This window comes from Streptomyces sp. NPDC006743 (assembly GCF_040703815.1).
Lineage (GTDB): Bacteria > Actinomycetota > Actinomycetes > Streptomycetales > Streptomycetaceae > Streptomyces.
In genome coordinates, this window is sequence record NZ_JBEYJA010000009.1 from 124,410 (window position 1) to 135,580 (window position 11,171).

Sequence of the window (11,171 nt, forward strand, 5' to 3'; positions counted from 1 at the left end):
TACGAATTACGAATAAGGTGTACGAGGCCCGCCCGGCCGTGATCCGCCACCCGCCGTCCGCCCTCCGGAGAGCAGTGTTCCGCCAACGTCCCGCCCTCGTGACCGCCGTCGCGGCCCTGCTGCTGGCCACGGCGGCGGGCTGCGGCGACGCGGGCGGACTGCGTGCCGCGGGCACCACCGAGACCGCCGTCAGCCCGGCCCGGCTCTGGCCCTCGCTGCGGCCGGCCGCCAGCCCCGCGTGGCCGTACGACGAGGTGCAGATCGAGACGGTGAAGGGGATCACCGCCCCCGGCGACGACATCCGGGCGGTCGACCCGGTGGCCGTCGTACGGGCCGAGGTCGCCGCGCACCCGGACGACTACAAGGGCGCCAAGGCGCCGTACCGGGACACGGCCGCCCGGCTGGCGGACTGCGGCGCGGGGCCCGGCCGGGGCGGCTGCCCGGTCCTGCGGCCGTACTACCGCGACCTCACCGGCGACGGGCGCGACGACCTGACGCTGGGCTTCCGGCTGTACCCCACCAACCAGACGGCGGTGCGCGTGTACACCTTCGAGGGGCACCGGCTCGTGCAGGTCTTCGCCAACGACGACGCGGTGATCGGCGTGGAGCTGGCCGGGCGCGCCGTGATCATCCGGTCGCCGGCCGGGATCGCCGGGTACGAGTACCGCACGACGTGGACCTGGGACCCGGACCAGCGGGCGATGGTCTTCTCCCGCGACGAGTTCCTGCGCACCGGCCCGCACAAGCCGACGCGGGCCCACACACCGGCGGCCACCGCCGCGCCCTCCCCCGTGCCCCGGCCGACGCCGACCCCCGGCCTGACCCCGTCGGCCGCCTCGTCAGGAGCGGACCCGGCGTCCGGAGCCGATCCGGCAGCCGGAACGGGCCCGGCGTCCGCTTCCGGCCCGTGGGCCGGCTCCGATCCGCAGGCCTCCTCCTCGTCTGTCTCGTCGGCCGCGTCGTCCGCGAGCGGCCGATGACGAGGAGGGTGCCGCTCCCCCGGTGGACCGGGACGCTCGCCGTGAAGGCCGCGGCCTTCATCACGGTGATGTGCTGCGCGCTGGCCGCGCTGCTCGGCATCCTCGTGCACGTCTCGGTGACCGACCAGACCGTCGGTCAGGCCCGCGAGCTGGCGCTGGCCCGGCTGAAGGACGCCACGAGCGCGTTCGAGTCCGGGGACACGCTGCTGCCCGGCGCGGGCGTCGACCCGGAGGGGCTGCCGCCGTCGCTGCGGCGGCTGGCGGCGGACGGGCAGCGCGGCACGGTGGTCGGACGGCACCACGGGCGGCCCACGATGTGGGCGGCCGGCCCCGCCGACCACGGCCGGACGCTGGCCGTCGAGGTCGACTACTCGCAGCAGGCGCACACCATCGCCGGTCTGGACAACGCCATCCTGTGGTCGTCCGGGCTGGCGATCGGGGCGACGCTGCTGGTGGGCGCGTTCGCGGTGACCCGGGTGACCCGGCGGCTGCACGCGACCGCGCTGGTGGCCCGGCGGATCAGCACCGGCGACCTGGACGCGCGGGTGCACGACCCGCTCGCCCGGGACCGCACCCGTCCCCAGGACGAGGTGGCCGCGGTCGCCGCCGCGCTGGACTCGATGGCCGCCTCGCTCCAGGGCAAGCTGATGGCCGAGCAGCGGTTCACCGCGGACGTGGCGCACGAGCTGCGCACCCCGCTGACCGGCCTGCACGCGGCGGCCGAACTGCTGCCGCCGGGCCGTCCGACGGAGCTGGTGCGCGACCGGGTGGCGGCGCTGCGCACGCTCACCGAGGACCTGCTGGAGATCTCCCGGCTGGACACCGGGCGGGAGCGGCCGGCCCTGGACGCCGAGCACCTGAGCACGGTGGTGCGACGGGCGGCGCGCGCGGCGGACGCCACGGCCGGGGACGGCACGCGGGTCAGGGTCGTCCGGGACGTGTACGTCGAGACGGACCGGCGGCGGCTGGAGCGGGTGCTGGGCAACCTGGTGGCCAACGCGCACCGGCACGGCCGGCCGCCGGTGGTGCTGACCGTGGACGGGCCGGCGGTCACCGTCCGCGACCACGGCGACGGCTATCCGGAGTACCTGCTGGAGCACGGGCCGCAGCGCTTCCGCACGGAGGGCGGTGCGACCGGGCACGGACTCGGGCTGACGATCGCACGGGGCCAGGCGGAGGTGCTGGGCGCCCGGCTGGAGTTCGCCAACGCGGCGGACGGCGGCGCGATGGCGACCCTGACCCTGCCGCAGAGCCCGCCGACGACGGCCGAGCCCCCTCCGGAAAGCTCCGGACCACCCCCGCCCGCGGACCGGTCCTGACGGACCGGCACCGGGTTCCTGACGGACCCACCGGCTTCCTGACGGCCTCAGCGCTGGGCTCCCCACGGACCCACCCGGTCCCGTGAGGCCTCACCCTGCGCTCCTCACGGACCCACCGGGTCTCCCGGCGACCTCACCCCTGGGCTCCTGACCCACCCCTGCCGGCTTCCTCGCGGCTCGTCGCGGGCTTCCGCCCGGTTCCTGGCGGCATTTCAGGTGACGTCCTCCCCGCCGCCGCAGCGTGGCGGGACGCCCCCGGCGTCCTCGCTCCTAATGTGGCGGTAAGTCAGATAAGTCCGCCCCGGCGGACTTCGTCGCCCCGCTGGAGGTTGTCCATGTCCCTGCGTTCCCCGCTCGCCCGGCTGGCCGTGACGGCCGCCGCCGGCGCCCTCCTGGCCGCCGCCGTCGCGCCCGCCGCCGCCGAAGCGGACGGCCACGGCGCCCCGGCGGTCACCCCCGGCCCGGGCGGCAGCGCCGCCACCACCCCGGCCGGCCAGGCCCACCCCGCCGCACCGGCCGGCACCGCCACCCCCGCACCGGCCGGCTCCCCCGCCGCCACCCCGGCGCCGAGCGGCACCGGCACCCCGGACGCCGCCACCCGCTTCTACCGGGGCCGCGTCACCGCGCGCGGCGGCCTCGCGCTGCGCTCGCGGCCGGACCGCGGCAGCCGGGTGCTCCGGGTGGCCCGGCAGGGCGAGACCGTGTGGATCTACTGCAAGACGAACGGCTCGGACGTGGGCGGCAACCACCTGTGGTACCTGCTCGCGGACGGCACCTGGGCGTGGGGCTCGGCCCGCTACATCGACAACGTCGGGCCCGCGCCACGCTGGTGCTGACCCACACATCGTCCGATATGCATCTTTTAGGTAGGTTCCGGACATGACCAAGGCCGGAACCACCGGGGGCCCCGGAAGCGCCGGGAGCCCCGGAAGCCCTGGCCCCACCGGAACCACCGTGGCGGCGGGCCCGCCCGCCCCGGGCGCCGCCGTCCGGCTCCCCCGGCGCCGCGGCATCGAACTCGCCCTCATCGTCCTCGCCGTCCTGCTGTCCGTGTACGGCTACTGCGCCGTCGGCCTGGCGAGATCCGGCACCCTTCCGCCCGGCGCCGCCGGTTACGGCGCCGGGCTCGGCGTGCTCGCGCTGCTCGCGCACGGCGCGGTGCGCCTGCGGGCGCCGTACGCCGACCCGCTGCTGCTGCCCATCGGCGTGCTGCTGAACGGGCTCGGCCTGGTGCTGATCTACCGCCTGGACCTGGAGACGCCCGGCGAGGAGGCGGCGCCCGTGCAGCTGGTGTGGTCCACCCTGGGCGTGGCGCTGTTCACCCTGGTCGTGCTCGTGCTGCGCGACCACCGCTGGCTCCAGCGGTACGCGTACGTCTGCGTCGTCGCCGCGCTCGCGCTGCTCACGCTGCCCATCCTCTTCCCCGCCGTGAACGGCGCCCGCATCTGGATCCGGCTCGGCGGCCTCTCCTTCCAGCCGGGAGAGTTCGCGAAGGTGCTCCTCGCGGTGTTCTTCGCCGCCTACCTGGCCGCCAACCGCAGCGCGCTGGCGTACACCGGCCGCCGGGTGTGGCGGGTGCAGCTGCCCACCGGCCGGGTGCTCGGGCCGGTGGTCGCGATCTGGCTGCTGAGCGTGGGCGTGCTGGTGCTGGAGCGGGACCTCGGGACGTCGCTGCTGTTCTTCGGGCTGTTCGTCGTGATGCTGTACATCGCCACCGGCCGCACCGGCTGGATCGCCCTCGGGCTGCTGCTCGCGGTGGCCGGCGCCTTCGCCGTCGGCCGGCTGGAGCCGCACGTGCACAGCCGGGTGGCGGAGTGGCTGCACCCGTTCGCGTCCATCGAGGCCGGTCAGGGCCCCGGCCAGGTCGCCCAGTCGCTGTTCTCGTTCGCGGCGGGCGGGCTGCTCGGCACCGGGCTGGGGCTCGGCCACTCGGTCCTGGTCGGCTTCGCGGTCAAGTCGGACTTCATCCTGGCCACCGCCGGGGAGGAACTGGGCCTGGCGGGCCTCTCGGCGGTCTTCCTGCTGTACGCGCTGCTCGTCGAGCGCGGCTACCGCGCGGGCCTCGCGCTGCGCGACCCCTTCGGCCGGCTCCTGGCGGTGGGGCTGGCCTCCATCGTGGCGCTCCAGGTCTTCGTGATCGCGGGCGGGGTGACCGGCCTGATCCCGCTGACCGGCATGGCGATGCCGTTCCTGGCCCAGGGCGGTTCGTCGGTGGTCACCAACTGGGCGATCGTGGCGCTGCTGATCCGGGTCAGCCATGTCGCGCGGCGGCAGTACGACGGGACGGTGGCGCCGTGAGGGGCGGGCGGGCCGCTCCGGAGGCCGTCCGGTGACCCGGCACATCCGGCACGCGGCCGCCTTCTGCGTGCTGCTGCTGGTGGCGCTGCTGGTGAACACGGCCTGGCTCCAGGTGCTCCAGGGTCCCTCCTACGGCGGCAACCCGGCCAACCGCCGCCCGACCATCGCCCGGTACGAGCAGCCGCGCGGCGAGATCCTGGTCGGCGGCCGGCCGGTCACCGGCTCCCGGGACACCGGCGAGCAGCTCCGCTACGAACGGACGTACGCGGACGGCCCGTTGTACGCGCCGGTCACCGGCTTCGCCTCGCAGCGCTACGGGACGACGTTCCTGGAGCACGCCGAGGACCGGGTGCTGGCGGGCACCGATCCGATGCTGGCCGGGTTCCGGCTGTGGCACGACTTCACCCGGGGCCGGCCCGCGGGCGGCAACGTGGTGACGACCCTGAACGCGGCGGCGCAGCGTGCGGCGTTCGACGGACTGGGCGCGCGCAAGGGCGCGGTCGCGGCGGTCGAACCGGCGACGGGCCGGATCCTGGCGCTGGTGTCCACCCCCTCGTACGACCCCGCGGAGCTGTCCGGCAACGGGCCCGCGGTGGCGGCGGCCTGGGCGCGGCTGAACGACGACCCGGAGAAGCCGATGCTGAACCGCGCGGTGCGGCAGACGTATCCGCCCGGTTCGACGTTCAAGGTGGTGACCGCGGCGGCGGCCCTGGACGCGGGCCTGGTGACGGATCTGGACGCGCCGACCGACTCGCCGGACCCCTACCGGCTGCCCGGCAGCACGACACGCCTGGTCAACGAGGCCGACGACTGCGAGAACGCGTCGCTGCGCCTCGCCTTCGAGTGGTCGTGCAACACGGTGTTCGCCAAGCTCGGCGTGGACGTCGGCGCGCCGGCCATGCGGCAGGCGGCGGAGGGCTTCGGTTTCGACGACCCGGACCTGAAGGTGCCCTTCTCTGTCACGCCGAGCACGTTCGACGCGCCGGCGGACCGGGCGCAGCTGGCGCTGTCGTCGATCGGGCAGTACAACACGCGGGCCACGCCGTTGCAGATGGCGATGGTCGCGGCGGCGGTCGCGAACGGCGGCCAGGTGCGGGTGCCGTACCTGGTGGAGCGGACCACGCGCAGGGGCGGGGACATCGTGTCGGCGGCCGGTTCCCAGCCGGTGCGGCAGGTGATGCGGGCGACGACGGCGGCACGGCTGCGGGAGCTGATGTGCGGCGTGGTGACCGACGGCACCGGCGGGAACGCGGCGATCCCGGGCGCCGTCGTCGGCGGCAAGACCGGCACGGCCCAGCACGGCGTGGGCAACACGGGGACGCCGTACGCCTGGTTCATCTCCTGGGCGCAGGGAGCCGGCGACATGGATCCGCGGGTGGCGGTCGCCGTGGTGGTGGAGGACGCCTCCGCCCGGCGCGGCGACATCAGCGGCGGCGGTACGGCGGCCCCGATCGCGAAGGCGGTCATGGAGGCGGTGCTGCGCGCGCCGGGGACGCCGGTTCCGTAGACGCCGGGTCAACAAGTCCGGCCCAGGGGATTGACGGGCTTGCTGACAGGCAGTCTCATAAGAGGGGAGGAACTGACTCCCCGGTAACCAGCCGATCCAGCCGGCCACATGCCCGTACGACGAGGTGGGACAGCCATGACGACCGTGACGGAAGCCGACGCGCTCGCCGGACTGCGCGACGCGCTCGGACTGCTCAAGGACCGGGAGCAGGTGGCCGAGCGGCTGCTCGACTCTTCCGCCAAGCACTCCTTCGACCCGGACAGGGAACTGGACTGGGACGCGCCCTTCGAGGAGGGCAAGTGGTTCTGGCCGCCGGAGTTGGTGTCGCTGTACGGCACGCCGCTGTGGAAGCGGATGAGCGAGGAGCAGCGGATCCTGCTCTCCCAGCACGAGGCCGCCGCCCTCGCCTCCCTCGGCATCTGGTTCGAACTGATCCTGATGCAGCTGCTCGTCCGGCACATCTACGACAAGTCGGCCACCAGCGCCCACGTCCGGTACGCCCTCACCGAGATCGAGGACGAGTGCCGGCACTCGAAGATGTTCGCCCGCCTGATCACCCGCGGCGGCACCCCCTGGTACCCGGTGAGCCCCGTCCACCAGCACCTCGGCCGGCTCTTCAAGACCATCTCCACCACCCCCGGCTCCTTCACCGCGACCCTGCTCGGCGAGGAGGTGCTCGACTGGATGCAGCGGCTCACCTTCCCCGACGAGCGGATACAGCCGCTGGTCCGCGGGGTCACGCGGATCCACGTCGTGGAGGAGGCCCGCCACGTCCGCTACGCCCGCGAGGAGCTGCGCCGCCAGATGGTGACGGCACCGAGGTGGTCCAAGGAGTTCACCCGGGTCACCTCCGGCGAGTTCGCCCGGGTCTTCTCCATCGCCTTCGTCAACCCCGAGGTGTACACGAACGTGGGGCTGGACAAGCGCGAGGCCATGGCCCAGGTGAAGGCCAGCGGCCACCGGCGCGAGGTCATGCAGAACGGCGCCAGACGGCTGACCGACTTCCTCGACGACATCGGGGTGCTGCGGGGCGTCGGACGGCAGCTGTGGCGGTCCTCGGGGCTGCTGGCGTAGGTCCTGTCGTCACATTCCGGTCGTCGCCCGGAGGGCGGCCCTGCGGCGTCTGGTGCGTGCTCTCGGCGTGCCGGGCGGAAGTCCTCGTACGGGCGTACTCGGGCTTTCGCCCGGTGCGGCGAGAGGGCGTGCCAGGCGTCGCGGGGCAGGCGGGAAGGTGACGACAGGGCCTGTCCCGCCGTGGACGCGCGGTGGCGCGGGAAGGGGCCTGATCGGCACGACCGTGCGGGGCGGCCACCGATTACGCTGCTGGTCATGAGCCCTGCCGCCCCGACCCCCGCCTACCGCCGCCTCAGCGTCGAGGAACGGCGCGCTCAGCTGCTCGAAGCGGCCCTGTCCCTCTTCGCGCACCGGGCGCCCGAGGAGGTCTCGCTGGACGACGTGGCGGAGGCCGCCGGCGTGTCACGGCCGCTGGTGTACCGGTACTTCCCCGGCGGCAAGCAGCAGCTGTACGAGGCCGCGCTGCGCTCCGCCGCCGACGAGCTGCGGCACTGCTTCGACGAGCCGCGCACCGGCCCCCTGCTGCCCCGCCTCGCCCGCGCCCTCGACCGCTACCTGGCCTTCGTCGACCAGCACGACGCCGGGTTCACCGCACTGCTCCAGGGCGGCAGCGTGGTCGAGACGTCCCGCACGACCGCCATCGTGGACGGGGTGCGCCGGGCCGCCGCCGAGCACATCCTCAGCCACCTGCGGGTGAGCGACCCCGGGCCGCGGCTGCGGATGACCGTGCGGATGTGGATCACGGCCGTGGAGGCCGCCTCCCTGATCTGGCTCGACGAGGACAAGCAGCCGCCCGTCGGGGAGCTGCGGGACTGGCTGGTCGAACAGTTCGTGGCCGTGCTGACGGTGACCGCCGCCCGTGACGCGCAGACCGCCGCCCTGGTCCAGGGCCTGACCTCGGCGGATGGCTGACACTGGTGCGGTGAAGAGCGAACAGACCCCGTTCGAGGGCGGCCCCATGGACGGCCGCGTGCTGCCCGTGCTGGTGGGCCCCACCGGCCACCCGCCCAAGACGTACCGCATCCCGGTCCCGGACCCGGCGGGCGGCCCGCCCACCGTGCTCGTCTACCGGCGGGTGCCGCGCGGGCAGAGCAGGAGGCTGGGGCTGCCGCGGGGGTGGAAGTACGAGTTCGACCCGGAGGGGGAGCAGGACGGCCGGCCGAAGTGGCCGTGGTCCCGTCCGGCGCCCCGAAACGGCCCGGAGGGCAAGCCGGGTGACACCGGCGGGTGACCGCGTTGCGCCGGCCGGCGTACAACGGGCACACAAATCGGCTCATACGTCCAATCCTCACGGTGTGGAGCGGAGAGGCCGCCCCGCACCGGAGGTGATGACGTGTCAAAAAGGGCGCTGCGCCTGGTGTGCACGGCGGCGATGGCGGCCCAGGCCGCCCTCGTGCCGGTGACCGCCGGTGCCCAGCCACGGCCGGCCGGCCCCGGGCAGGGGACGGCGGGTCAGTCGCCGGAGCAGCCGGTCCGGCCGCCGTCGGAGCAACCGGTCCGGCCGTCGCCGGGCGGGGCGCCGGGACAGCCGTCCGGCCCCCTGCTCACCCTGCCGGGCACTCAGCCGGACCGTCAGCCGGCCGGCCGGCTGCCGGAACAGCCGTCCGCCGCCGCCCTGCTGACGAACTTCCAGGCGCTGTACCGGCAGGCCGAGCAGGCCACCGAGGCCTACAACGCCGCCGCGCAGCGGCTGGAGCGGCAGCGCGCCGAGACCGACCGGCTGACCGCCGCCCTCGCCCGGGCCCGGGCCGCCCTGCGCGACGGCCGGGCGGCGGCCGGGCGGCTGGCCCGGCAGGAGTACCAGGGCACCAGCGACTTCTCCCCCTACCTGCGGCTGATGCTGGCCCGCGACCCGCAGCACGCGCTGGAGGAGGGCCACGTCATCGGCCAGCTGGCGCGGGAGCGGTCCGAGACGGTGGCCCGGCTGACGGCGAGCGAGAGGAAGGCGGAGGACCTGGCACGCGCCGCCCGCTCCGCGCTCGACGCCCGTCTCGCCCTCGCCCGGCGGCAGCAGCGGGCCCGCGACGACGTCCGCAGCAAGCTGCACGCCATCGAGAAACTGCTCGCCTCGCTCAGCCCGGCGCGGCTGACGGCGCTCGCCGCTGCGGAGGAGGCCGGGATCGCCCGGGCGCAGGACAGGCTCCTGGCCTCGGGCACCCTCGGCGGCGACCGGCCGCCCACCCCGCAGGGCGAGGCGGCGGTGCGCTACGCGGTGGACCAGCTCGGCAAGCCGTACCAGTGGGGCGCGACCGGCCCGGCGGCGTACGACTGCTCGGGCCTGACCTCGCGGGCCTGGGGCCAGGCCGGTACGCCCATCCCGCGCACCAGCCAGGAGCAGTGGGCCGAGCTCGCGCACGTACCGCTGAAGGAGCTGCGGCCCGGCGACCTGGTGGTGTACTTCCCCGAGGCCACGCACGTCGCCCTCTACCTCGGCCACGGCCTGGTGGTGCAGGCGCCCCGGCCGGGCGCGCGGGTGAAGGTGTCACCGCTGGCCGCCAACCCGGTGCTGGGGGCGGTGCGGCCGGACCCGGCCGGGAAGCCCCTGCCGCGCTACACCCCGCCGAGGCTTCCCGCACTCGCCGGGGACCCGGCCGCGGGCGGGCCGGCGACCGTGGGTCCGCCCGCGGGCTTCGGTCCTGGGAAGCCCGCGGTCCTGTAGGAGCCCTGGTGGACCAGTGCTTCCGGCCCGCCCCGGAGGGAAGACCCTAGGCCGCCGGGCCGGCGGCGACCTCGGCCAGGTAGGCCTCCGTCTTCGCCGGCTCGTAGAAGAAGTTCTCGAAGTCGGCCGGGTCGTTGAAGGCGTTGGCGAAACGGTCGGCGACCGGCTGGAATCCGACGCCGGCGCCGAGCAGGTTCAGGACGTGCTCCGGCGGCGGGGCCAGCATGGCGTTCGTCCACTTGGTGACGTGCCGGGCGGTGTTCCAGTAGCGGTCGAACGTCTGCTGCATCCACTCCTCGTCGAACGGCTTGTCACCGTGTTCGAGGATGGAGGCGAGGTAGGCGGCGGCGCACTTGGACGCCGAGTTGGAACCCTGCCCGGTGATCGGGTCGTTGGCCACGACGACGTCCGCGACGCCCAGGACCAGGCCGCCGCCGGGCAGCCGGCCGACCGGCTTGCGCACGGTGGGCGGGTAGCGGCCGGCGAGGGTGCCGCCGGCGTCGGTGAGTTCGACGTGCGCGGTCCGCTCGTACTCCCAGGGCGTGAACCTGCGCATGAGGTCCAGCGTCAGGGCCAGGTGCTGAGCCGGGTCCTTGACGCCCTGGAAGACGTCGAGCGGACCGCCGGGTATGCCCTCCCAGAACAGGATGTCGGCGCGGCCGGAGACGGTGTACGTCGGCATGACGAACAGCTCGCCGACCCCGGGGACCACGTTGCAGCGGACCGCGTCGAACTCCGGGTGCTCCGGGCGCGGGCCCAGGCCGTGCACGTACGCCACCGCCAGCGCGCGCTGCGGCGTGCTGTACGGGGACCGCTCGGCGTCCCGCTCGAACATCGACACCAGCTCGCCCTTGCCCGCCGAGACGAGGACGAGGTCGTAGGCGCGGGAGAAGTAGTCGAGGTCGCCGACGGCCGCGCCGTGGATGACGAGCTGGCCGCCGCGCTGCGCGAAGGTCTCCATCCAGCCGGCCATCTTCACCCGCTGGTCCACCGACTGCGCGTAGCCGTCGAGGCGGCCCACCCAGTCGATCGCGCGCTGGGTGGGGCCCGGGTCGTGGGAGCCGGGGGCGGCGACCGAGACGCCGAGGCCCTCGATCCGGGGGGCCTGGGTCTCCCAGAAGTTCAGCTGCAGGTCACGCTCGTGCTGGAGCGCGGTGTGGAACATGCACTGCGTCGACATGACCCGGCCGGAGCGGATCTCGTCCGCGGTCCGGTTGGACATCAGGGTGACCTCGTACCCGTGTGACTGGAGGCCGAGGGCGAGCTGGAGACCGGACTGGCCGGCCCCCACGACGAGTATCTTGCGCATGCGGGTGGTGCCTCCTACGGCTGTG

Annotated in this window: 10 protein-coding genes; 9 read left to right on the forward strand and 1 reads right to left on the reverse strand. The window is 74.7% G+C overall.

Annotated elements, in window-relative coordinates; all coding sequences use genetic code 11:
- Window positions 1–98 precede the first annotated feature (98 nt).
- The 9 genes from ABZ719_RS10845 (at window position 99) to ABZ719_RS10885 (ending at window position 9,837) form a co-directional block, all read left to right on the forward strand.
- The gene (locus ABZ719_RS10845) at window positions 99–980 is read left to right on the forward strand and encodes a hypothetical protein (RefSeq protein ID WP_366724869.1); all 882 of its coding nucleotides are present in this window, start codon (window positions 99–101) and stop codon (window positions 978–980) included.
- A complete protein-coding gene (locus ABZ719_RS10850) occupies window positions 977–2,299 on the forward strand; it encodes a HAMP domain-containing sensor histidine kinase (RefSeq protein ID WP_366724870.1) in 1,323 nt (440 codons plus the stop codon). The genes ABZ719_RS10845 and ABZ719_RS10850 overlap by 4 nt, the downstream gene beginning before the upstream one ends.
- Before the next feature lie 335 nt (window positions 2,300–2,634).
- Window positions 2,635–3,135, forward strand: coding sequence for an SH3 domain-containing protein (locus ABZ719_RS10855; RefSeq protein ID WP_366724871.1), 501 nt, complete (start codon window positions 2,635–2,637; stop codon window positions 3,133–3,135).
- Window positions 3,136–3,178: 43 nt separating this feature from the next.
- Window positions 3,179–4,597 (forward strand): FtsW/RodA/SpoVE family cell cycle protein, encoded by a 1,419-nt coding sequence (locus tag ABZ719_RS10860; protein ID WP_366724872.1) that lies wholly within the window; start codon window positions 3,179–3,181, stop codon window positions 4,595–4,597.
- A 31-nt stretch (window positions 4,598–4,628) separates the two neighbouring features.
- Entirely contained in the window at window positions 4,629–6,104 is a 1,476-nt protein-coding gene (locus tag ABZ719_RS10865) for a penicillin-binding transpeptidase domain-containing protein (protein WP_366724873.1), read from the forward strand.
- A 135-nt stretch (window positions 6,105–6,239) separates the two neighbouring features.
- Complete coding sequence (locus ABZ719_RS10870; RefSeq protein ID WP_366724874.1) at window positions 6,240–7,178, forward strand: diiron oxygenase; 939 nt, start codon at window positions 6,240–6,242, stop codon at window positions 7,176–7,178.
- A gap of 255 nt (window positions 7,179–7,433) precedes the next feature.
- A complete protein-coding gene (locus ABZ719_RS10875) occupies window positions 7,434–8,090 on the forward strand; it encodes a helix-turn-helix domain-containing protein (protein ID WP_366724875.1) in 657 nt (218 codons plus the stop codon).
- Window positions 8,083–8,409 carry a hypothetical protein gene (locus tag ABZ719_RS10880; protein WP_366724876.1) on the forward strand — a complete coding sequence of 109 codons (327 nt, stop codon included), beginning with the start codon at window positions 8,083–8,085 and terminating at the stop codon, window positions 8,407–8,409. The genes ABZ719_RS10875 and ABZ719_RS10880 overlap by 8 nt, the downstream gene beginning before the upstream one ends.
- Before the next feature lie 102 nt (window positions 8,410–8,511).
- Window positions 8,512–9,837, forward strand: a complete 1,326-nt coding sequence (locus ABZ719_RS10885; protein ID WP_366724877.1) for an NlpC/P60 family protein — start codon at window positions 8,512–8,514, stop codon at window positions 9,835–9,837.
- A 46-nt stretch (window positions 9,838–9,883) separates the two neighbouring features.
- Here the strand turns inward: ABZ719_RS10885 and ABZ719_RS10890 are convergent, their stop codons facing one another.
- On the reverse strand, window positions 9,884–11,146 hold the full coding sequence (locus ABZ719_RS10890; RefSeq protein WP_366724878.1) for a styrene monooxygenase/indole monooxygenase family protein: 1,263 nt from the start codon (window positions 11,144–11,146) through the stop codon (window positions 9,884–9,886).
- Between the last annotated feature and the right edge of the window lie 25 nt (window positions 11,147–11,171).